The 21,761-nt window shown below is 55.9% G+C and carries 27 protein-coding genes; 16 read left to right on the top strand and 11 right to left on the bottom strand.

The features are described from left to right. Positions 1-34: 34 nt before the first annotated feature. Entirely contained in the window at positions 35-241 is a 207-nt protein-coding gene (locus tag HZB34_16725; GenBank protein MBI5317607.1) for a hypothetical protein, read from the bottom strand. Positions 242-436: 195 nt separating this feature from the next. Here HZB34_16725 and HZB34_16730 point away from each other — a divergent pair, with 195 nt between their 5' ends. From HZB34_16730 to HZB34_16760, 7 genes are all read left to right on the top strand, one after another. Next, the gene (locus HZB34_16730; protein ID MBI5317608.1) at positions 437-760 is read left to right on the top strand and encodes a type II toxin-antitoxin system RelE/ParE family toxin; all 324 of its coding nucleotides are present in this window, start codon (positions 437-439) and stop codon (positions 758-760) included. Beyond that, a complete protein-coding gene (locus HZB34_16735; GenBank protein ID MBI5317609.1) occupies positions 757-1,050 on the top strand; it encodes an XRE family transcriptional regulator in 294 nt (97 codons plus the stop codon). Before HZB34_16730 ends, HZB34_16735 begins: the two co-directional genes overlap by 4 nt. Positions 1,051-1,407: 357 nt before the next feature. Further along, complete coding sequence (locus HZB34_16740) at positions 1,408-1,686, top strand: type II toxin-antitoxin system RelE/ParE family toxin (protein MBI5317610.1); 279 nt, start codon at positions 1,408-1,410, stop codon at positions 1,684-1,686. Between the two features lies 1 nt (position 1,687). Beyond that, entirely contained in the window at positions 1,688-1,981 is a 294-nt protein-coding gene (locus tag HZB34_16745) for a HigA family addiction module antidote protein (protein MBI5317611.1), read from the top strand. Positions 1,982-2,009: 28 nt separating this feature from the next. Continuing rightward, positions 2,010-2,246, top strand: a complete 237-nt coding sequence (locus HZB34_16750) for a CopG family transcriptional regulator (GenBank protein ID MBI5317612.1) — start codon at positions 2,010-2,012, stop codon at positions 2,244-2,246. Between the two features lie 177 nt (positions 2,247-2,423). Beyond that, positions 2,424-2,855, top strand: a complete 432-nt coding sequence (locus HZB34_16755) for a DUF5069 domain-containing protein (GenBank protein MBI5317613.1) — start codon at positions 2,424-2,426, stop codon at positions 2,853-2,855. An 82-nt stretch (positions 2,856-2,937) separates the two neighbouring features. Beyond that, a complete protein-coding gene (locus HZB34_16760) occupies positions 2,938-3,315 on the top strand; it encodes a hypothetical protein (GenBank protein ID MBI5317614.1) in 378 nt (125 codons plus the stop codon). Between the two features lie 291 nt (positions 3,316-3,606). Here the strand turns inward: HZB34_16760 and HZB34_16765 are convergent, their stop codons facing one another. The 3 genes from HZB34_16765 to HZB34_16775 all read right to left on the bottom strand — a co-directional run bounded on the left by HZB34_16765 (position 3,607) and on the right by HZB34_16775 (position 6,183). Further along, the gene (locus HZB34_16765; GenBank protein ID MBI5317615.1) at positions 3,607-3,972 is read right to left on the bottom strand and encodes a PilZ domain-containing protein; all 366 of its coding nucleotides are present in this window, start codon (positions 3,970-3,972) and stop codon (positions 3,607-3,609) included. Between the two features lie 102 nt (positions 3,973-4,074). After that, positions 4,075-4,599 (bottom strand): response regulator, encoded by a 525-nt coding sequence (locus tag HZB34_16770; protein ID MBI5317616.1) that lies wholly within the window; start codon positions 4,597-4,599, stop codon positions 4,075-4,077. Between the two features lie 135 nt (positions 4,600-4,734). Continuing rightward, complete coding sequence (locus tag HZB34_16775; GenBank protein ID MBI5317617.1) at positions 4,735-6,183, bottom strand: NFACT family protein; 1,449 nt, start codon at positions 6,181-6,183, stop codon at positions 4,735-4,737. Positions 6,184-6,375: 192 nt separating this feature from the next. On the opposite strand from HZB34_16775, the gene HZB34_16780 reads away from it, so the two are divergent. The 4 genes from HZB34_16780 (at position 6,376) to HZB34_16795 (ending at position 9,799) form a co-directional block, all read left to right on the top strand. After that, positions 6,376-6,591 (top strand): hypothetical protein, encoded by a 216-nt coding sequence (locus HZB34_16780; GenBank protein MBI5317618.1) that lies wholly within the window; start codon positions 6,376-6,378, stop codon positions 6,589-6,591. A 194-nt stretch (positions 6,592-6,785) separates the two neighbouring features. Next, entirely contained in the window at positions 6,786-7,628 is an 843-nt protein-coding gene (locus tag HZB34_16785; protein ID MBI5317619.1) for a hypothetical protein, read from the top strand. A gap of 119 nt (positions 7,629-7,747) precedes the next feature. After that, positions 7,748-9,313, top strand: coding sequence for a hypothetical protein (locus HZB34_16790; GenBank protein MBI5317620.1), 1,566 nt, complete (start codon positions 7,748-7,750; stop codon positions 9,311-9,313). Between the two features lie 66 nt (positions 9,314-9,379). Further along, entirely contained in the window at positions 9,380-9,799 is a 420-nt protein-coding gene (locus HZB34_16795) for a PilZ domain-containing protein (GenBank protein MBI5317621.1), read from the top strand. 149 nt (positions 9,800-9,948) lie between these two features. On the opposite strand, the gene HZB34_16800 is transcribed toward HZB34_16795, so the two are convergent. The 7 genes from HZB34_16800 to HZB34_16830 all read right to left on the bottom strand — a co-directional run bounded on the left by HZB34_16800 (position 9,949) and on the right by HZB34_16830 (position 16,080). Further along, positions 9,949-10,719, bottom strand: coding sequence for an ABC transporter permease (locus tag HZB34_16800; GenBank protein MBI5317622.1), 771 nt, complete (start codon positions 10,717-10,719; stop codon positions 9,949-9,951). Then, positions 10,716-11,522 (bottom strand): ABC transporter ATP-binding protein, encoded by an 807-nt coding sequence (locus HZB34_16805; GenBank protein MBI5317623.1) that lies wholly within the window; start codon positions 11,520-11,522, stop codon positions 10,716-10,718. Before HZB34_16805 ends, HZB34_16800 begins: the two co-directional genes overlap by 4 nt. Position 11,523: 1 nt before the next feature. Then, on the bottom strand, positions 11,524-12,492 hold the full coding sequence (locus HZB34_16810; GenBank protein ID MBI5317624.1) for an aliphatic sulfonate ABC transporter substrate-binding protein: 969 nt from the start codon (positions 12,490-12,492) through the stop codon (positions 11,524-11,526). 25 nt (positions 12,493-12,517) lie between these two features. After that, positions 12,518-13,252, bottom strand: a complete 735-nt coding sequence (locus HZB34_16815; GenBank protein ID MBI5317625.1) for a hypothetical protein — start codon at positions 13,250-13,252, stop codon at positions 12,518-12,520. Continuing rightward, complete coding sequence (gene modA, locus HZB34_16820; protein MBI5317626.1) at positions 13,252-14,073, bottom strand: molybdate ABC transporter substrate-binding protein; 822 nt, start codon at positions 14,071-14,073, stop codon at positions 13,252-13,254. The genes HZB34_16815 and modA (HZB34_16820) overlap by 1 nt, the downstream gene beginning before the upstream one ends. 40 nt (positions 14,074-14,113) lie before the next feature. Then, positions 14,114-15,757, bottom strand: a complete 1,644-nt coding sequence (locus tag HZB34_16825; protein MBI5317627.1) for a hypothetical protein — start codon at positions 15,755-15,757, stop codon at positions 14,114-14,116. Positions 15,758-15,906: 149 nt separating this feature from the next. Beyond that, complete coding sequence (locus HZB34_16830) at positions 15,907-16,080, bottom strand: YezD family protein (protein ID MBI5317628.1); 174 nt, start codon at positions 16,078-16,080, stop codon at positions 15,907-15,909. A 208-nt stretch (positions 16,081-16,288) separates the two neighbouring features. Between HZB34_16830 and HZB34_16835 the strand changes: the two genes are divergently transcribed. Genes HZB34_16835 through HZB34_16855 form a run of 5 tightly spaced genes read left to right on the top strand, consistent with a single transcriptional unit; the run spans position 16,289 to position 21,607 of the window. After that, positions 16,289-17,461, top strand: coding sequence for a helix-turn-helix domain-containing protein (locus HZB34_16835; protein MBI5317629.1), 1,173 nt, complete (start codon positions 16,289-16,291; stop codon positions 17,459-17,461). A gap of 55 nt (positions 17,462-17,516) precedes the next feature. Next, positions 17,517-19,073 (top strand): alginate export family protein, encoded by a 1,557-nt coding sequence (locus tag HZB34_16840; GenBank protein ID MBI5317630.1) that lies wholly within the window; start codon positions 17,517-17,519, stop codon positions 19,071-19,073. A gap of 12 nt (positions 19,074-19,085) precedes the next feature. Continuing rightward, positions 19,086-19,853: a molybdate ABC transporter substrate-binding protein gene (gene modA, locus HZB34_16845; protein ID MBI5317631.1), complete on the top strand. Its 768-nt coding sequence runs from the start codon at positions 19,086-19,088 to the stop codon at positions 19,851-19,853. A gap of 3 nt (positions 19,854-19,856) precedes the next feature. After that, a complete protein-coding gene (gene modB, locus HZB34_16850; GenBank protein MBI5317632.1) occupies positions 19,857-20,531 on the top strand; it encodes a molybdate ABC transporter permease subunit in 675 nt (224 codons plus the stop codon). Continuing rightward, complete coding sequence (locus HZB34_16855; GenBank protein MBI5317633.1) at positions 20,516-21,607, top strand: ABC transporter ATP-binding protein; 1,092 nt, start codon at positions 20,516-20,518, stop codon at positions 21,605-21,607. Before modB ends, HZB34_16855 begins: the two co-directional genes overlap by 16 nt. The last annotated feature ends 154 nt before the right edge of the window (positions 21,608-21,761 follow it).

Below are 21,761 nucleotides of genomic sequence, written 5' to 3' on the forward strand. Positions count from 1 at the left end.
GGTCAGGAATCTTTTCCAGCCTAATTCGCTCTCTCTACCCATCTGCATCCACTCCGAGCGCTGGCATGCTGCCGCGCGACCTCACCGGAAGAACGGGGACCCACCGAGGCTTGGCGGAGAAGGAAAGCTGGAACTGACCGAAGATTGCGATCGTGTGATCGCAACTGAGGGAATTCCAGAAGGCTTCCGCTCGGCCAAGCCCGGAAGGGTCGTTCTGGGAGGTGGGGAGCAGCGGCGGCATGCCAGCGCTCGTCGTCCCTCCTAAGGGCTGAAAAAAGTTCCAGGAACCATTGATTTGCCCGAAAGAAGGGGGTGGCACCGGGCGCAGCGAGGCGGCTCGCGGCCGCTCGTTGAGTCGGTGCCCGGCGGGTTAGTTCAGGCGTTAGGTGTGCGGGACACTTGCAGACACATACGAATATTCGTATAATCCATTTCGATGAAACCGCTCCGCTTTCTCGGCACAGCTTGTCGTGACTTAGCGGCCTTTCCCGAGTTGGTGCGTCGACAAGCCGGATACGAGTTGTTCATGGTGCAAGTCGGGCGTGAACCATTAGACTTCAAGCCGCTTCCGACCGTTGGATCTGGCGCGTACGAGATTCGAATACGAGATGCCGCCGGTGCGTTCCGCGTCGTATACGTGGCCAAGTTCGAGAAAGCGGTTTACGTCTTGCACGCTTTTCAGAAGAAGACCCCAAAGACGTCACGGGCGAACATTGATCTGGCAGTGCAGCGTTACAAGTTAATCGGAGGGCAGTCATGAAGAAAAAACAAGCACGGCAAGTGAAGGGCGCAAACAATGTGTTCCTTGATCTCGGCTTCCCACCGCATGAGGCGGCTGTGATGCTCTTGCGTTGCGAGTTGGCCGAAGCGCTACGTCAATGGATGGACCGTGAGGCAATTACCCAGGTGGAAGCCGCCAAGCGCCTTGGCGTGGTCCAGCCCCGCATCTCCGAGATTGCGTGCAACAAGGTTGACAAGCTGTCTCTGGACTACCTCGTGGGCCTGTGCGCAAAGGCTGGTGTCTCAGTCGCCGTGAAATTGGCCGCCTGACTCGTCGCCTAACCAACAGCTTGAGACCGGCGTTGAAGACGCGGCTTAGCCTTCTCGTTAACCCTGCAAATGTGTATGTAAGATTGGCGCTCAGCAAAGAATACATTCAAGTAAAGAAGAGAACACGAACCGTTGATTGCTTCGAGCACTGGCCTGCTGCCGCGCGACCTCGCCGGAGGAACGGGGACCCACCGAGGATTAGCTGAGAAGGAAAGCTGGAACTGACTGAAGATTGCGATCGAAGGATCGCAGCTGGGGGGGGGAGAAAGGGGTCAGACCCCTATAAATTTGCTCCGCCGCTGCTCCGCGGGGCCGGTAGACCTTGTTGCGTAATGCGCAACATGCTATATCTTGCATGTGATCCAGTCATTCCGACACAAGGGGCTGAGGAAGTTCTTTGAGTCGGGGAGCGCGGCGGGTATCCAGCCGCACCACTCCAAGCGCCTGCGTATGCTTTTAGCAGCCCTGGACACGGCTCTGTCTATTGAGGACATGAGTGTTCCAGGATTCCGACTACATCCCTTGAAGGGATCGGAGCGCGGTCGATGGTCTGTGTGGGTAAATGGAAGCTGGCGCTTAACGTTTACATTCAAAGACGGACACGCCTACGTCTTGGATTATGAGGACTACCACTAAAATGGCTATGCACAATCCTCCCCATCCCGGCGAGTTCATCATCCAGGCCTATCTGGAACCCAACAATCTGAGCGGCCGCGAGCTGGCCGGGAAGCTTGGTGTGGCTGCGTCGACCCTGAATCGCATTCTTACTGGTACGAGCCGTATCAGCCCTGAAATGGCGCTACGCCTTTCCAAGGCGCTTGGCCGTACTCCAGAGAGTTGGCTTGCCATGCAGTACAACCACGATCTCTGGCGAGCCAGGCAGCATGTCAAGCTCGGCAAGGTCGGAAAAGTCAGGCTAACAGCGGCCTAACAGGCGCTTCACGATAGACATGGTAACTATGAAAGCGAAGAGTCTCGATAAGATGTTTCAGGATGGGAAAGACATTACACCTCATCTTGCCCTCTCGAAGGCCCGTCGCCCTGGGCATGAACAGAGACGCGTGAACGTCGATTTTCCCAATTGGATCATCGAGTCGCTGGATGCTCAGGCAAGCCGTCTTGGGGTAACGAGGCAATCGATTATCAAGATGTGGATTGCCGAGCGATTGAAGGAAGAAGTGAGGAAAGCCAGCTAACTACCGGCGGGAGAATTCTGACAAGCCTCAGAGGAGAACAAGATGAAAAAGTAGGGGCATTCTGATTTTCTTGAGGTCTGATTCGAGCGCCAGTCAGCAACAATTCAGAATGTCCCCGTTCCCGTACACGGGGCAAGGCCTGAAGATCAGCAAGATATTCGTCCGGAGAAAGCTGAGATGATGAGGTATCCACGGAGCCCGAAAGTCCTCCTCGGTGGCATTGCCCACTTGGGGCGGTTTATCGACAAGATTCGTCTGCGGCATGAGGGTCAGATTCAGGACTACAACTACATCACAGTTGGGTTCGACAAGTACCTGGTCGATTTTCTGCAAATCGATCCGAAGGCCTTTGAGCAGTTAGTATTGGCCGGTGGAACGGATGAAGAATTGCTGGCCTGGGTGAGGGGCAATAGTCGAAAACCGTCGGAGGAAGAAATCTCGCAATGGTCGCAGGGGCTTCTGTCCTCCGGTCCTAAAGATGACGCCGCGCGCCAGCGGTTTCAGGGTCGTCTGCAAGAAGTGGCGACAAAGCGTGGCGTGGCGGTCGGTTCCCTTCCTCCTGTCTCTACCTGGGCCGATGTGATCGAACTCGATGAAGGGCGATTATAGTTGGTCCTCCCTGTAGCATCGTACTTGCTTTGGTCAGGACGATGCCACGTTAACGGTCACACCTAATTCAGGGAGGATCAGTATGATCAGGACCGTAGCTTCATTGACGGCTGCCGCAGTGTTGTGCGCGTTTACGATCGCGTTGGCGCAAGAGCCTACTCCGGCTTCAGTGCCGGAGGCGACTACCTCGGCTTCTGTTCAGACTCCGGCTGTGGAAGGGGAGAAGAAGGGCGACAAGCATGAGATGAATGGCAAGCACGACGGGAAGGGCAAGGGGAAAGGCAAAGGGAAAGGGCACGGAAAAAAGCGCGGTTTGGAGCGGGCCGACGAAGCAGCCGGCGAACATGGAAAGCATGGTCGTGAGAAGGCTCGAGGCCATGGGAGGCACAAAGATCGGGAGAAGCACGGTAAAAAGGAGAAGCACGAAGACGGTGAGCAGAACGAACACGAGAAGAACTAATCGATAGCGTCATGCGGGCACATAGGCTCGTAGCAAGGCGGCCGGTCCATAGGGGCCGACCGCCTTCGTGCTTTAGCAGAATGCTGAAAAAGTCCGCCAGCATCGTTCTCGCATCGCTCAGAGGCTCAACGTACCGAAGCGTACGCCTCGCCTCTTCGCTCGCTGCGGCCTTGCTGGACGGCCTTTTTGAGCATCCTGCTGGCAAACAACTTTTCTGTCGTTCGCGAGTCTCGTGCAAATAGCGAGATACACCTGTATTCCGATTTTGATGGGTCTCTGTGTCAGAAAAGGCTATGAGCTGACCGCGCTCAGCGTCGATGCCGCGTGGTGAGGGGGCGTATGTATCGCCGGCTGTGGCAGGACTCCGACAAGCTCCGTGACTCGTTCACGGTCTCCCTGACTATACCGGAGAAACTCTACTCCGCAGTGGCCGTCTTTACACCAGCGAACCACCGATACCTCAACTGCCAGGGGGATTGGTTCGTGAGCAACGGCGATTTGCAGCGCGACATAGGCTCCTGCACTCAAGGCAATGTTGCTACGTATCTTGCAACCAGTGGGCGAGAGGTCGAGTAAGACCCCCTCTCCTGCACCGGTATCGCTCTGGATACTGGCAGGGTATCCGACTGGCACTCGCGGGCGACATCGTGGCTGCACGGCTACATTCTCCGGGATGAAATGGTACCTACCGTATCGGTAGAGCCACAGAAAACTTGATGAGCGGATGACAGACTGAGGAGCTGTGTCTGTGGCCGTAAGTTAATCGGCCCACCCATCACCGACTTGTGGAATTCCCGTCTGACGCACTGCCAGGCCCGCAATATTCTCGGCCGAAGGCGGAGGCGCCTGAAGAGCCTGTCGTATAAGTGCGACCAGGGCTTGCTGCTCGAACGGTTTGGGAAGAAATGGGAGGTCTCCCCGGCGTATTCCGTACCCCGCCAAATCGTGGTCGATATTGCCGGACATGAGGATCACTCGCAGGTCTTTTCGTATGTGGAGAGCTCTGACAGCCAGCTCATGGCCATGCACGTGGGGAAATTGATTGGAACTTGAGGCCAATTGAAAGCCCTGCGGAGGCAGAACAAGGTCTGTGAGCAGCAGATCTATAGGCCCCTCGTACTGCGTGCACAGTTTGAGAGCATCTGAACTGTCGTCGGTCACGAGGACTGTAAAGCCGGCCTGCTGAAGTATTGCTCTGCATAGCTTCGTGATGGACGGCTCATCATCGACCACCAGGATGGTGGGGGATGCGGATTGAGGGGCTGTGTCCTGCGGTCCTGGCATGGTGAAATTCCTTCACTGCAGCATAGTACTGGAGAGAGCCTCTGGCGAGAGAATAGACGATTTTGGCAGCATGGATCGGGGTGGGTGGAGGGGCGTCTGTTGGGCTGACAGGTTGCTCGAGGCAGAATCGAGCGATTACTCCTGAGTCGATCTGGTTTTGAGAGCCTCCAGCCGTTTCTTTTCAAGATTCACGTGCAATGATTTTTCCTGGGTCACGGTGACGGCCCCTGGCGCTTGGCCCTTCGCCTTTTTGACCCACTTGCGTCTCGTATAGATGATCTCGCCTTTGCCGCTTTTCTTCAAATCACTATAGAGCAGCGCCAGTGTAGCGGCGTCTCGTATCGTTTCGGGCGGCGGATCGCTTCCTTTTTCCAGACGCACCACGACGTGAGAGCCGGGCGTGCCGCGGGCATGCAACCAGAGATCGTCGCTCTTGGCAAGGCCGAACGTCAGCTCATCATTCTCCCGTGCGTTTCTTCCGACATAGATCGCCAGACCGTCTGATGACGTGAAGCGTCGGAACGGGCCTTGGCGTTGTTCCCGGGGTCCTTTCTCCCTGCCGGCCCGCGTGAGGTTTCGCTTGCGCATGATCGGGAGGGGCTTCTTAGGCGCCTGCCAGGTTCCCTGTTCGATCGCGGTCAATTCTGCCCGCAAGAGCTCCAGTTCTTTCTGCCCTGTTTCGATCCGTGGGAGCAGTTCACGCTCTGCCGCCAGGTGCTTCCGATGCTTTCGGAAATAATCATCCATGTTGCCCTGAGGAGTCTTGGCTTGATCGAGCGGAATCGTCAGGTTGGGAAGTTCTTCATCGAAATAATCAACCAGCGTCACGTTGGTCTGGCCTTTGCGGATGGTTCCGAGGTTTGACTTGATGAGTTCGCCGTAGCGCGCGTAGGGTTTGTATTGCTCTGCTTTTGCGAGGTCTTCGTGCCATGCCTCAATGCGGCGACGGAGCTTCTTGATGGATTTTCTCAGTACCGCAGCCCGTGTATTCCGCATCGTCTCGGCAACAGAGGCTGCCTCTACTTTGCGGTAATGGGCGTCGATGGCAGCCGATAGAGGAAATGGCAACTCCGGGATGTTCTGCGTGAATCGGACGCAGGTACTGTGGCGTGCCTCTCGTTGCTGGTGAGCGGGAGGAACGTAGAGCTGTCCTGCAGAACCTTTCAATCCGTTCAGGTCTCGCCAGATATGTCCTGCCTCATCGAGCACAAGGAGATTCGCTGTCTTCCCTGTCAGCTCCAGAAGCAATCTGTAGGGGCCCTCTTTGGTCGTCAGTGTCAGTTGAACGATCCGGTCCTCGTGAATCTGTTCAATCTGGTCGATGTGCGATCCTTGCAGGTGGGCGCGGAGAAACTGACAGAAAGGAGGGGGTGTCGGCGGATTCTGAAAGGTTGAGGTGGTGAAGTGCAGGCGGGCTGATTCGGAGTGGCACGAGATGAGCAACCGGTGCGTCCGTCCTGGTGCTCGAACCTCCAGTACGAACGCCCGATCGGTTGGCTGGTAAATCTTTTGTATCCAGCTTCCGACCAACACAGGAGCAATTTCACCGAGCACCTTCGAGATTTCTGTCGCGGTGAGTGCCATAAGGTGTCCCTGCCCTGCCGTAGCGTAGTCTGTGAAGAGCTCCACTCTACGATTCACGGCCAAAACACGCAAGCGGTGGCAGCAACTGCCGTGGCACCGCAATTGCTACATGATGCGGGTGATCCGGTCGGTTACACGTCTGCTACGCTTAGAGGGTGGCGAGGGTTTCAGCGTGAACAGAAGGAGGGCTCTATGCACTGTGCTAAATGTGACGGTCTCATGGTCGCCGACAACTTGATCGACATCAAGGAGAGCAGCATTCCAATGTGGATGAAAGGATGGCGATGTGTATCCTGCGGCAATATTGTCGATCCGCTTATCCAAAAACATCGAATGAACCAACAGGCGGAGGCTTCGCAAGTATCGGAGAAAGAAGCGGCTGCGCCCAGGCTCCGGCGCGTCGCATAACGCCGCATCTTCCCCTTCCTCACTTCCGGCGTACCATCTTGTTCGCCACGCTGTATGTATTGACCCGCCGCTCAATGGGGTTGATCAGGCTCTCATCTTGTCGATCTCCTGAATAACGGCAAATAACTCGACATGTTGCAGGTGCTGTGTGAGGCTCATTCCAGTGGGTACTTCTCTTGCTGACAGGCCTCTTCATGACGTTGGACTCTAAGGAAGAAAGCTTCGGTCGGGCCGTGGCCAGAGCCGCTTGCCGGCATGGTTGGGTGCGTGTGATCACCCTCAGCCTGGCTGTGGTTTGGACCCTGATGCTACAGGGTTGCCTTGCTGGAGTCTGGGTGGCAGTGGTGGCAGTGGATACCATGAGGAACAGCAACGTGCCGGTTGAGCCGTTCGAGCGATCCGGAGTGGGACAGGTAGCGGTGAATTCGAGAAACAACAATGTGGTATTTGGGCAGTTTGAGAAATCTTGGGTGGCACAACAGGGTCCATCCGGCGATGCGACCTACAATTCGAAGGTGACGAGTGTCGCAGTTCTTCCGGTTGAGGGCGACTCTGACATGGGTGCGCGGCTTGCGACTCTCTTGCAACAGGAAACCGCATTGCGCGTCGAGTCGCCGGTGACCGTCTCTGCTGGAGTCGCTGCAGCCGATCTCCGTTCGGGAAACACCGATGAGGCAAATCGCAGTGCCCTTGCCAAAGAGGTCACGCGGGACCTGGGTGTCGATACGATCCTCGTCAGCCGCGTAACCGAGTCGCCTTCTCATCCGAGCGACTGGGGGTGGAGGGCGGAGGGAACGCGACGGTTGTATCTGTACCTCGTGAATCGTGAAGGCCAGTTGCTCTGGAAGGATGAACTGCCCTTCACGCTGGTCAACGGTCCCCACCCCCCTCTGGACATATCCGTACAGACCAATCTAACCAGTCACGTCATGCAGCATGTGAAGGCGCTGCGTTTAGATGATCTCGGCTACCTACCGAACAAGGAGCAACGGAGAAAGTTCAAACTGCCATCTGAGACAGTGAGGTCTATCGAATGACATTCGTTGAGGGCCCACCACGCGATGTGACAGGTCAAAGCACTGCATCCTAGCCCTTCTTGCGCTGCTCCCTCCCCTCCGGTACAGTCTGACTTCTTTAATTTGGAGTGTGCATATCTATGCCGTTACTCGATGTGCCTTTGCTGGCCCGGCTTCAGGAAGAGTTCCGCCTGTCGATGAGGCGGCTTCTGGACGACCTCTGCCTGGATTTGGAAAGCCAATATGCGGGTGTCGCGAAATCGCTAGCCTTGCCTGTGGCGTACTTCCGGTTTCTCCGGCAATTCCTCGAACGGGATTCCTATGCCCACTGGAAAGTGGTTGGCTGGATCGAAGCCCTGAATGACTTGGTCTACTTCATCGATCTGCTGCAACAGATTCGCGAGGAGCGGAGTCCTCGTGAGTTTTCGGCACAGTTGTTTGCCGAGTGCCAGGAGAAGTTTTTCGAAAACAGTTATCTGGATGATCTGTTTCCGCGTGGAATGTCACAGGCTTCGGGACTCGAGCGGCGACTGCATGTACTCTGTACCCGCCTTGCTCAGGAAATCACGCAGGAGTCGCTCGGTCTCGTGCCGGGGCTTCCGATGCGCTGGTGTTCCTCTCACAAGATTCCGTCATGGGCTGTAGAGGTACATCTCGGCCACAACGTCGAGCGGGCAGATATGTCGGGAACGATCGCCATGGGGCTAGAGGGCGATGCCTACGAGGCTCCTCCATCGGTGAAATGGGCTCTCAAGCAATCGTCCGGTCAGGCCGCTATTCTCGTCCAACCGTGGGAGCTCTTTCTGAAGGTCGGACTGCTGGTGACTCCTCTATGCAGGATGAAACAGGGTCGGCTGACATGGAACTGGGCGCATCTGGCGCCGGCTGTAGCAGCGGATACTTCATCTGGAGCTGTCACCGTCGGGCCTTCACTTGTTTATGGGAAAGACCGCCAACCTCGTACAGTCGCCGTTACCTCAACTGATCAGGTCGCGCGAATCAGGCGGGCCTGGACGGTCATACAACAGGTCTGGCCCGAAGGGCAGGAGGTGCTTGCACTCTTGACCGCACGGATTATTCCACTCAAGGCCAAGGGCGTCGTCAGTTTCAGCTACCGCCATAGGCCGGGACTATCCTTTATCAACTGCTTTGAGCGGGACAATCTCGATTTGATCGACGATTTGATCCACGAGAATAGCCATCACCATCTCAATCTCTTGTTGCGGAAACAGATTCTCTTTCATGGAGATCGCAACCAGCAGATCTTCTATTCCCCCTGGCGTCGTAGCTTGCGTCCACTCAGAGGTATTCTCCATGCGGCCTTTACGTTTTCGATGGGAGCCCTGCTCTTCGAGCGGCTATCGACGTGGGCATCCGGGCCTGGTGGTCTGGCTCGGTGGACGAGAGCAGGTCTAACCTTGCGCGATTTGCAGCGGGCCCGTTTTCGATGCCTCGAGGAGGTGGAATCCGTCCGCTATTCAATCAGCGATTTGGAACACGCCGGTTGGCATCTCAAGTGGCTCACCGGCTCAGGCCGACGATTGGTCAAGCAATTGGCGGAATCGATCGAGCAAGTTGAGCACGACATCGCTCCCCACAAAAAGAAAGTCCTCGCCTCCACGTTCGGCCCAGCCTTTCGCCGTCATGTGGAAGAACTGCAGAAAGCCCGCCGGACATACGGACCGGTGCATCTAGGGAAAGTATGAGAGTAGTGCTACGCCTCACCATTTACGAATTGCCGCTTCCCCTCCTAACGTAGGATACCGCTCCCGATGCGTACCTCGGTACAATCCTCCGATGCGGAGGTTGTGATGGCATCCTCTCATTATTCTCGGACCTATCATCGGTTCCCGCTCCGTTATCCCGTCATTTTCGGCGGGGCTCCGTTTGTCGGCGAAGGGATCCTGAACAACCTGTCGTTGATGGGCTGCTCCATCCGATGCGATAGAGAGGTCCTCTGCGGCAGCGAAGTGCGAGTAAGTGTCCTGCTCCCCAATCAGAAACCGACGCTGTCAATTGAGCTCGGCACAATCAAATGGGTCCAGGGCAACGAATTCGGGGTGGAGTTTCTTCGCTTGCCCTTCGAGGCGCGGCAACGTCTCAATAGCGCTCTGCGAATCGAACTGATCCATCTACTAAAGGCCCGTTCTGACAGAAGCGAAGTGCCGGAATTGCTCAATCGCATAGGCTAGGCAAGGTGGAATTGTCCACTGTAGTACGGATGTTCAGTGGGCTGAAAAACCCTGGTTCCTTCGTTGTCTTTCGGCGTGCCGAACTGCTCCGCCATAGCAGCGGGCACGAACATCAGTGCCATGGCAAGTCCCCCCGCTTGGTGGAGAGTCTACTGCCGCTCTGTCCCCCAACGGCGATGGAGAAATCGTTCAATGGGAGCGAAGAGCGTTTTATCCACTGCCAACCCGATGATGACGATGACCAGCATGACGCCGATCACTTGATCCATGGCACTCAGTTCTCGGCCATAGTGAAGGAGGTGGCCGAGGCCAAAGCCGGTCAGAATTGTGACGAAAATCTCAGCCGCCATGAGGGAGCGCCAGGCAAAAGCCCAGCCCTGTTTCATGCCGCTCAAGAGAAATGGAAGTGCTGCCGGCAAGACGACGTGTGTCCAGGTGTGCAGTCCGGTCGACCCCATACTTCGGGCTGCACGCGTATAGATGGGTGGGATGGTCCGCACGCCGTTGTCGGTCGCAATGATCAGCGACCAGAGGGTTCCCATCACGACGACGAACAGCAAGGAGGCTTCTGTTTGACCGAACCAGAGCAGGGCCAGCGGTACCCAACAGACGCTGGGGAGAGTTTGTAGTCCTAATGCGAGGACGCCGATCGTGTCCTGGCACCAGCGGGATGATGCGGTGAGCAGTCCCAGTGGAAGTCCGGCGAGGATTCCCAATCCATAGCCGATGAGGAGCCGTTGAACCGTGACCCATGTGGCCTCCAAAAGCGTGCCGTCTTCAGCTGCGGATCGGAGATACCCGAAGACGCTGAGGGGCGAGGGCAGCAGGAGGGGAGACCATATGTGTGCCTCCACGGCCAGATACCATGCCACCACGAGCAGCAAGAAAAACAGAGATGCCGCCAGCCAACGCGCGATCATCCTGCCACTTCCGTCTGGACGTACCCTTTTAAGATGCGGGTGATTTCCGTCGAGTAGCGCGCCAGGTCTACACTGTTGATGTCGCGTGGCCGCGGAAGGGGAATGGCGAACTCCTCGCGAATCCGTCCAGGGTTCGGCGAAAACAAAATGACGCGGTCGCCTAAACAGACGGCTTCACGCACGTTGTGCGTGACGAAGACGATGGTCTTACGGTGCTGACTCCAGATTCGTTGGATATCCCCGTACAGTTGTTCGCGTGTGAGGGCGTCGAGCGCACCGAAGGGTTCATCCATCAGGAGGACGGTGGGGGTCGGCGCCAGGGCCCGAGCCAAGGCAACGCGTTGTTTCATGCCGCCCGATAATTCGTGCACATTGGAATGCATGAATTTCTTGAGGCCGACAAGTTCAATGAAATATTCAGCCTTCTCGCGGCGCTCCGCCGCGCTCAGCCCAGTATTGAGCTTCAAGCCGAACAGTACGTTGCCGAGAACGGTCAGCCATGGAAACAACGCCGCCTCCTGAAACATCATGAGGCGGCGGGGTCCGGGGCCGACGATGGTTTTTCCGTCGGCCTGGACCAAGCCGCCATCCGGCCGCTCTAATCCGGCAATGATATTGAGCAACGTTGATTTACCGCAGCCACTGGGACCGACAAGACAGACGAACTCTCCTTCTGCAATGTGGAGCGTGACATCGTCAAGGGCGTGGACTTTCAGCGAACTGGTTTGAAACCACTTCGAGACATGTTCGAGGACGAGCTTGGAAGGTACGGTCTTGGCCGGATTGACTTCGGGAGCGGCCATCTTAGTTCAACCTTTCGATGAGTCGTGACAAGTCGGGGGCTGTGCGCATGAATCCCGCACGCTGGGCATTGGAGATGAAATGCTGATACTCATCCGGAGAGACGTCTGTGGTGAGCACGAGGCGTTTCCAGGCTTGGGCAATCAAGTCCGCCGGCGCCTCGGCTCGCGTCTCGGCGGCCAATTCCTGCCGGACCATCTGCTTGGCTTCATCAGGATGCGCGAGAATCCACTCGGTGAGTTCACGGTGGGCTTGCGCGAATTTCTTGGCTAATTCCCGCTTGGTCTTGACAAACTTCAAGCTCGATACCAGAACGGTGATGCTTTCGCGCGACTGTTCGATGAGCACCTTGCCTCCGGCTTCGCGTTCCAGGCGTGAGACCCAGGGTTCGACCGTCCAGACCGCATCGACTTTTTTCTGCTGAAACAGGATGAGCTGATCCGGGTTGGGAGTGGGGATGATAGAGGCCTCTCCACCTGTCTGTGTGATCTTCACACCCCCAGTGGCCAGCCAGGCCCGGCATGCGATGTCCTGGGTATTGCCGAGTTGCGGGGTGGCAATCCTCTTCCCGCGAAAATCTGAGGGTTGTTGTAATCCGGCGTCTGGTTGAACCACTAGTGCTGCGCCGCCCGCTACTGCACCCGCAATGATTCGAGCTTCCTCGCCGTTGGATTTGGCATAGACATTCAATGCCGGACTAGGGCCCACATAGGTCAGATCAATAGAATCCGCCAGTATCGCTTCCATGGCACTGGGGCCTGCGTTGTAGATGTACCATTCGATCTTGACGTCGGCTCCCAGCCGCTGTTCAAACCAACCGCGGCCGGTGCGAGAGAGATGTTGCGCCACGAGGCCTTGGACATGCGTAATGTTTGGGAAGTGCCCAACACGGATCGTATCCTCCGCGGTTACGACAGAAGCTGCGGAGACAAATGCCCAGATTCCTAAAATTAACACCAAGGGTATATTCATGATTTCCTCATCGCCATTCGGTCGTTCAAGGTTGTAGTGGTTGAATGTTTTGACGTGGTTCCAGACCCGGATAGAGTGGCAACGCGGCAAGCGCATCCTGATACCGAATCTGCAACTCTTCCCGCTGATCCGGCGCCCAGAAACGGGCCGATGAACTGGCCTTGGCCAGAAAATCATCCGGCTCGAACGTCACGTCATACAATGCAGAAGCTTCGGGAATGTTCGGCAGTTGCCGGTCGTACTTACTGATATCGGGACCGGGGCTATGCCTGGCGTGCACGGCGCTGATGATCAGGTGCAGAATCGGTCCTTGGACGGAGATCCAGCCCGTGGTGGTTTCCTGATCTCCCTGATCCGTGGCATGACTCAAGTTGAAGTAGACACGTTCTGTCGGCTCAGCCAGAGAGAGCGCTGTTGAAAGAGGCAATGCCAACACGGCGATCTCTTCTTTCCGGAATGCCCTGGTTTGATCGGCTTGACCGAAAATCAGGCGGTGAACGATGTTCCGACGTTCCGATGCGCGGACGCCACGGAGCAACGTGCCGACCTCCGCTGCCGTCAGCGTGGCAGGATGTGCATTGGATGTGGAGTCGGGGTCCTGCTCCAACAGGACCGTATTCAACCCTGCCTCATAGATTGTCCTCAAGGGTGAGATAGGCTGGCTCGCGCAACCGGCGGTGATGGAGAGGCCGACGATGAGGAACAGCGCGCGCAGGGGCCATGCGGGCCACTGTTTTAAATTGTTCTGGTAGCGATTCATTATTGTCCCTCCTGTCGTTGAGCGACGCCGACCGGCTCGGCGATACGATCGAATCCGTAGTCTTGCAAGAGGGTTTGGATCTGGGGTCTCCCCAGAAAATTGATGAAATCCCCTGCGCCCGAGATGTTCTTCGCGGTCCAGACTGCAGCGACTCCGTAGTGGACCGGCTGGTGCGAGTCCGCCGGGGCCTCGTCGAGAATACGGATCTTCTTATTCGAAACGGCGTCTGTCCGGTAGACGACGCCGAGGTCGGCGTCGCCCTTGGCGACCAGGTCCAGGACGGCTCGCGAATGCTCGCCATAGACAAGTTGCGACTTCAGTTGGGTGTCGAGCTTGCTGTACTTGAGATATTCAGCCGCCACCTTTCCTACCGACGAGGTTTTCGGGTCGCCGACGGCGATATACCGAATTAGGGTGGTCCGAAGATCCTGGACCGATGCGATCGGCGCCGGGAGCTCCGTGCCGGCGATCAGGACCAACGAGGTGCTGGCATAGACCCGTCTGGTCCCTTGGATGACGAGTCCTTTCTTCTCGAGTTGGTCGATTTCCTCAACCTGCGAAGGCAGGAACACATCGATCGGCGCACCCTCTTCGATTTGCTTGCTGAGGGTTTGAGACGGCCCGTAGATGACTCTTACATTGATGTCCTTATTATGCGCTTCGAAGAGCGGGAGTATTTTTCGAAATGCATCCTTCAGACTGTTGGCAGCCGCGATTGTGACGGTCTCAGGTGCCGCCTGCACGGACGGCGCGGTCCACACGGACGCGGTCAAGACCGCGAGGAACAACAGACTTCTCAACAGGACACTTGGGCGTGTCATAAAGAACCTCCTGGTCATCGTGATGACGTTCATCATATGTTTAGAAATAGAATTGGTACTGCACATTGATCCGGTTTTCGACGAGATCGCGACCGAATCCCGGCTGGGTCTCGAACGGGTACCGGTCCGGTGCACGCCCGCCGCTTCCCATGGTGATGTTGGAGTAGTCGATGACGAGCCGATTATTGTAGGTACCGTCGAAGCTATAGTTGATGGCGGCGCCGAACTCTTTGGTCAGATCGTCTTTTTGTTTCGTGGACGGATCCAATACCCCATACCGAACGGCAAGCTCGAGCTTCCTGGGAATGATGTACTTGCCGACTTGCGCATACCAGCCCCAGGCCTGGCCGAGATCCACCGGGGGGGCCACTGCCAGCGGGCTAGTCGGAATCGTATTCAGGTCGAACGGTTGGGTTCCGGAATCCTTGTTCCGTACCCGCTGGTGCCGGTAGTACCCTTCTGCCTGTAGAGACCAGCCTTGGTACTTGGCAATGAAATCCGTTTCATAGGTCTGGAAATCGTAGATGCCCCCGCCAAGGAGTCGGCCGTTCTTGGCGTTGGCCACTGCCTGGCGGTATGAGCGATCGACAATATCCGAGCGTGTGGAGCTTAGATAGTTTTGAGCCGGGTCGTATGCATACCCGAAGGCGATGGCTGATTGCAGTGTGCGGGAGTTCAGAATGTCGCCCTGTCCATACCCGGGATTGCCGGCTATCTTGTACAACACCCGGGCCGTATACATTAATTCGCCGCTCATGAACCGGGTGTCGTAGTTGTACGTTCTGGTTGTCCCCGAATTAGGCGCTCCCGGGGTTCCGGATTGAGGCAGCACGTTCTGGCTGACAGAGGTGCCGTCCCGCGCGAGATTCGGCCCGACGCCTCCCCAGATACCAATGGCGTAATTGAATTTGTATTGATCCTCATCGCTCAGGATGTTGATTCCGACATCGCGACTGCTCTGAAGGTTGGAGGCGAACACATTCTGCACCATCATGTTGTCCGCGAACGTGGACGTGGCAGCCGAACTGATCAGGGCGCGATTGAACCAGACCCGTTGCTGGCCGACCTGGACGGTTGCCCATGGGATATGCCAGGAAGAGATGTACGCATCTAGGAGCGTGGCTCTTCCGTTCCCGCCCTCTTGGTTATATTGCGTTGAATTCATCGCCAACGACACGTTGTAGCGGAGGTCGGGATCGAAGGCGTACCCCATGAACTGGAGTTGGACCCGGGGCACCGTAAACTGACTCGAATCACTCTGGCGCCTAAAGGCTCGAAATTCGACCTGACCTCCCAGAATTTCTGGATTCCTCGAGTCTCCGACGGTCCCCCAAGTCTCATTAAAGGTGCTGTAGCTGTAGCGCACCTGAGTGAGCAGCCGAATCTTGAGCAGAAATTTCGAGCCGACGCGGATGTTCAACCCGTTGTTGACGTCGATATTGAAGTTCGGTTTCACGATCCGTTCCCTGGTCTCCACGACCTTCAGCCCCTTGTCGTACTCATCTTGGGTAATGATTCCCTTGAGGAGTAGATACTTGAGGCCGGGGTCTTCACTGGGCACATACTCCCATTTGCCGTCTTTCTTCTGAAGCTGGCCTTCTTCCACCGCCCATCCGTTTGGGGTAAGCCCGAAGACCAAGCCTGCTAATACGATGATGACGAGAATGAACCGGAGATGTCTCATGCGCGACCTTCCTTTTCCGCATGGAACCTCCGGTTGACCGGTCAGTAACCAATTACATTGAATGGTAGAAATGTGAGCGTTGTGCCTCCAGTTGTCTGGACGGCGGTATATCCTCCATTAGCTCCGACAACAGTACTGTGTGATCATATTCACCTCTCGATGCGAATCTTTTCCCTGCGTTCGATCTGGACCACTTTTGAATCGTGGATGATAATTTCCACCGAGCCGTACCGGATCTCTTGAATGGCTCGAAGGATGTTTTGCGTCAGATGACGGTGCGTTTCGTCCACGAACTCATTAGGATGTTGCAGAGTGGCGTCCATATACTACTGTTCCGATCATGATTAAGTTGTATAAATGTAAATTAAGTAAACTTACTTTGTCAACAACATAAAAATATGAAACATTATAAGTCAAATCACAAAACTATGAGTAAACATCATGAAACGTTTTGGCTTATAGTCAAGACATTTTGAGACATTATAATTGACAGATAGCAATTATAATTGCTATTCATTGGCCATGGAAATTATGAAACAACCGACCAAAACGATCGCAAAGTTTTCCAATCACCTCAAATCGCTTCGTACCCAGAAATGTTTCTCGCAGGGCGAACTTGCTGCTCGTGCAGGGATCACAAGGCAGGCGGTGTCTTCAATTGAGTCCAATTTGTATCTCCCGACAACAGCCGTTGCCCTCCATCTAGCTTCGGTATTGGCCTGTCGTGTTGAAGACCTTTTCAGTATTGGGATAGCCGAGGACATTGTCGAGGGTGAGTTGATCGGCCATCTCCCGCAACGTGACATGAAGGCCTCATCCATCCGAGTGAAAGTATCGATGGTGGGTTCGAAAACGGTTGTGCGACCGGTCAGCGGATTGGGGGAGGCGCTTTCCTTTACCGTTCCTGCCGATGGTTATGTCGTCGAGGCGCAGGGTCAAACATCGGGCGCCATGGTGCGGGTGAAACTTTCTCGAGATCGCCAGGCGATTGAACAGGAAATTTCTGTCGCTGGTTGTGATCCCGCAATTTTTCTCGTCGGTGCGCACATGCGGCGGCACAAGGACCAGACCTCCGTCGTTGGCTGGACGATGGGGAGTATGGCGGCGCTTCAGGCCCTGCAGCGGGGCGAGGTTCATGTCGCAGGTCTGCACCTCTTCGATCCGGCGACCGGGGAGTCAAACCTGCCCTTTCTTCGGAGACTATTAAAAGGTTCGAACTATGAGGTCATCACGTTTGCGACGTGGGAAGAGGGCCTGCTCGTTCGAACAGGTAATCCCAGGTCTATTCGTGCAGTCAGTGATGTAGCCGATCCCAACGTCACACTCGTGAATCGGGAAGAGGGTTCCGGGGCCAGGCTGTTGTTGGATCAGCGGTTGCGCGCAGCAGGAATCAATCAGGATCAGGTGAAGGGCTATGGCACGATCGTCGCCTCGCATTTCGAAGTTGCGCGCGCGATTGCAAGCCGCCAGGCGGATGTCGGAGTCGGTATAAGATCTGCGGCGCAACTCTATGAGCTCGATTTCGTACCGCTTCAAGCCGCGCGCTACGACCTTGTCGTGCCCAAAGCCTATCTGAAGTCCCATCCGACGTTAGCTCATTTGTTCGAGACCCTCGTCAGCCGTCCGTTTCGAAATGAGATCGAAGCTCTGGGGGGATATGACACCAGTGAAACAGGCAAGCTCCATCCGTTACGTGTCGGCTGACAAGCCTGTAGATGTGATGGTTCACGAATTGCGTTTGCGCATAAAGAGAGGATCGATGGTCAAAGGAAGCTGGTGGTGCGCCTTGCTGAGCATCCTTCTCTTTGTTGTTGGAACGAGCCCGGTGAGGGCAGTTGAATATGGAGAAATGGTGCGGAAGGACGGAAAGTGGGGGTTTCGGAGCGCGGAAGACCCTGTACTCAAGCTCATGCTCACGAAGGGGCTGATCACGGACGAGAGATACCTCGAAGTTTCAGCACAAAAGGGGAAAAACTGGATCGAACCAGCCGATGCGGTCCTCAATCTACGGAGAGAACTCGAATGGACCCGATATGTGAAAACCGCAACGCACCTACCAGATTGGATTGACCTGGGCCTCGAAAACCGGACCAGATTTGAATCGTACGACCATCCCTGGCGATCTACCCAGGCAATTGGAAACGGGGGAACCGATGCCCAGTTGCTCCTCCGATCCAGGGCGCGCGTAGGATTGGGGGGCAATGGCCCCTTCAGGTTTCTCTTTGAAGGGCAGGATTCGCGGGCCTTGTCGAGCGATCAGCCGGGGGATTTCCAGAATACCACGACAGTCAACCAATTTGACATCTTGCAGCTATTCGGATCATTGACCATAAACAATGTCGGGGGGAGTGTATTGCGAACAGACTTGCATTTCGGTCGTATGACCATGGATTTCGGAATGCGTCGGTACGTTGCCCGAAACGATTTCCGAAATACCACCAATGCCTTCGATGGAGTCCATTGGCAGATCGGCGAAGGCCAAACCTGGCGGTTCAGGACCTTTTTGGTAGAGCCGGTCATTCGGAATGAGGCACAACTCGACGAGCAGACTGCAAGGAGTGTCTTCTGGGGAACCTACGTGGAGAGTGCGCACTTTCCCTGGTTCAACGTCAATGCGTTTTATTTCGGGTTAAACGATCAACAACTTAATAATAAAGCTCTTCAGCGTACCTATGGTACCTACGGTCTTCGCCTATTCAAGTCTCCCGCGATCAACGAATTCGATTATGAATTCGAGGGGGCCGTTCAAACGGGACACTTGGGCAACGTCGATCATTTTGCCTATAACCCGAACGTTGAAGCCGGGTATACGTTTAATCTGCCTTGGACTCCTCGGTTTTTGGCGCAGTATACCTACGCCAGCGGCACTCGTACTCCAGGAGGAAGCCAGAACGGAGACTTCGACCCCCTGTTCGGCGCCCGTCGGTTTGATTTAATGCCCACGGGAATTTGGGGGCCATTTTTCCGGTCCAACATCAGTAGTCCCGGTTGGAGGTTGATCCTCAAGCCTGACGAAAATTTGCTGCTCACAGTCAAACAACGGTTCTGGTATCTGGCGGAAGCGGCTGCGGTGTATTCGGGTGGCCTCGTACAGGATTCCACAGGAGGGGCAGGAAACTATTTAGGGCACGATGTGGAACTTCGTGCGCAATGGGCTCCCCTATGGGCTCTTAGACAAAACATGGACTTTGATTTCGGGTACGTGCATTGGTTCAAGGGATCCTATTTTGACAGCCCCGCCATCCTCGCCCAACTGCCCGCCGGTGGAAACAAAGATTCGGATTATTTTTATGCTTCGGTGAGAGTCAGACTGTAAGGAGGTCAGCCTATGATTCAAATTATCATTGCCCTCTGTATGCTCATGATCACAGGCGTGAACGTTGCCGTTGCCGAGGTGATTACGATTGGAGCGGCGTCCGATTTGAATTTCGCCTTTAGAGAAATTGCGATGGAGTATGAAAAGGCGAGCGGCAATCAGGTGAGATTGACGCTTGGATCCTCCGGCAATTTCTATGCGCAAATTCAAAATGGCGCGCCGTTCGATCTCTACTTTTCAGCCGACATCTCGTATCCGAGGAAATTGGAGGAAGCCGGCCGGACCGTTCCGGGCTCGCTGTATCAGTATGCCGTCGGGCGGATTGTCTTGTGGGCCGGCAAGGATTCGCATCTCGATCTTTCCAGGGGGCTGGAGATTTTGCGCGAGCCGGCGATCAGGAAAATCGCCATCGCCAATCCCAAACATGCCCCCTACGGCAGGGCCGCTGTGGCGGCAATGGAACATTTCAAGGTCTATGACCAGGTCAAGGACAAACTCATTTTGGGAGAAAACATCTCGCAAGCAGCGCAGTTTATTGAATCAGGAGCGTGCGACATCGGGATCATCGCGTTGTCTCTGGCTGTGGCTCCTGCCATGAAATCGAAGGGGACATATTGGGAGGTTCCCGCAGAGACCCACCCGCTTCTTGAGCAGGGCGCTGTGATCTTGAAGTCGTCGAAGCAGCAGGAGTCTGCGAAACAGTTTCTTGCATTTATCAAAGGTGAGCGAGGGCAGGAGATCATGAAACGTTATGGATTCACCGTTCCATCGGCCGGGTAATCGATGAACTGGATTGCGATAGCGGTCACCTTCAAGCTCGCGCTGCTTACGGCGGTTGTGCTGCTGGTTGTCGGGTTGCCCATCGCCTACTGGCTCACATTCTCGAAATGGCGCTGGAAGTTTATTGTCGAATCGGTGGTCGCGCTTCCGCTCGTGCTGCCTCCGACGGTACTGGGTTTTTATATTCTCGTCGCGATCGGTCCGCACAGTCCGGTCGGTCGATTCTATAGCGACGTAGTCGGGCATCCGCTTCCCTTTACCTTCGAAGGTCTGCTCCTCGCGTCGATTCTCTACAGTCTGCCGTTTGCCGTGCAGCCATTTACCGCAGCCTTTGAGCAAGTCGATCGCCGGTTGATCGAAACCTCCTGGACCCTCGGGGCGTCTAAGCTCAAGACCTTCTTTCAGCTGATTGTTCCGTTGTCTACAACAGGTCTCATCACAGGCGCGGTGCTGAGCTTTGCCCATACGCTTGGAGAGTTCGGCGTGGTCCTGATGGTCGGCGGCAACATCGAGGGCGAAACGCGAACGGTCTCGATCGATATTTACGATGAGGTGCAGGCCCTCAACTATGCCGGGGCTGCCAAGACGGCGCTGTTGTTGCTTGTGGTTTCCTACGGGGTGTTGCTGCTGGTGTATGCGATGAATCGAAAGGTCTGGGCTGTATGGCCGCAACGCTGACAGTCGATTGCCGCAAAACCTATCCAGGTCGATTTACCGCTGCGGCACAGTTCACGTTGCCGCTCGACCCTCCGCGCGTGATGATTCTCTTCGGGCCATCAGGATCCGGGAAAACGACCCTGCTGCGCTGTCTTGCCGGCTTGGAATGGCCGGAAGAAGGACGGATTCAATTCGGCTCGACGACCTGGGTTGATGCGGCTGCCAATATTCGACTCTCGCCGCAAGCGAGGCGGATCGGCTACATGCCGCAGGATTATGCGCTCTTCCCCACCCATTCTGTATGCGGCAACATTGAATATGGATTGAGCGATCTTCCGGCTGAGGCACGGAGGGAGCGTGTCCGTGAATTGATCGACTTATTGCAACTTCAGGGGCTCGAACAGGCCAAGCCTGCGCAGTTGTCAGGTGGCCAACAGCAACGTGTCGCGCTCGCGCGCGCAATCGCCAGACGACCGCAGCTTTTGTTGCTCGATGAACCTCTGTCGGCCTTGGACGCGCCGACACGCAGTCGCTTGAGTGGAGAGCTGCGAGGCCTGTTGACGCAGCTGCAGATTCCTTCAGTCGTCGTCACGCATGATTGGGCTGAAGCCTTGACGTTGGGCGATGTCCTTGCGGTGATGCAGGGTGGCACGATTCTTCAAACCGGTTCTACGCAAGAGGTGTTTTCCAGGCCGGCCAATGCGGAGGTGGCGCAGATCGTCGGGATTGAAACCGTCGTGCAGGGGCAAGTAGTCGCGAACGATAATGGGCTGGCGAGCGTGTCGGTAAACGGTGTGACGTTGAAGGGTTTAGGAGCGGACGTGAACGGCTCGGCCGTCTACGTCTGCATTCGCGCGGAAGATGTCTTGCTCGAACAGGCGGGGAGTGGCGTCACCAGCGCGCGCAATCATTTATCCGGCCTGGTGACAGAGGTGCTGCCGCGAGGTGTGATGGTGACGGTCACGGTCGATTGCGGGTTTCCCCTGCGCGTGGTGATTACGAAAGGAGCCAGAGAAGAACTTGGCCTCGAAAAGGGCTCGGCAGTTGTGGCGGCGATCAAAGCCGGTGCCGTGCATCTGGTGCCTCGATCTCTGTGAGAATAGCAGGATATATATGGACTCCCCCTCCGGTGCAAGGTCACGGGTCATGGCGATAGGGTCTGACTGCACGCATATATTCGGCCTCGTGGTGAACCCCTGTTCGGGTTCGGGCCCTGATGGACATTCGCGCACCGGGTCCTCATCAGAAACG

The sequence above is a fragment of the Nitrospirota bacterium genome, from assembly GCA_016219645.1.
Classification (GTDB): domain Bacteria; phylum Nitrospirota; class Nitrospiria; order Nitrospirales; family Nitrospiraceae; genus Palsa-1315.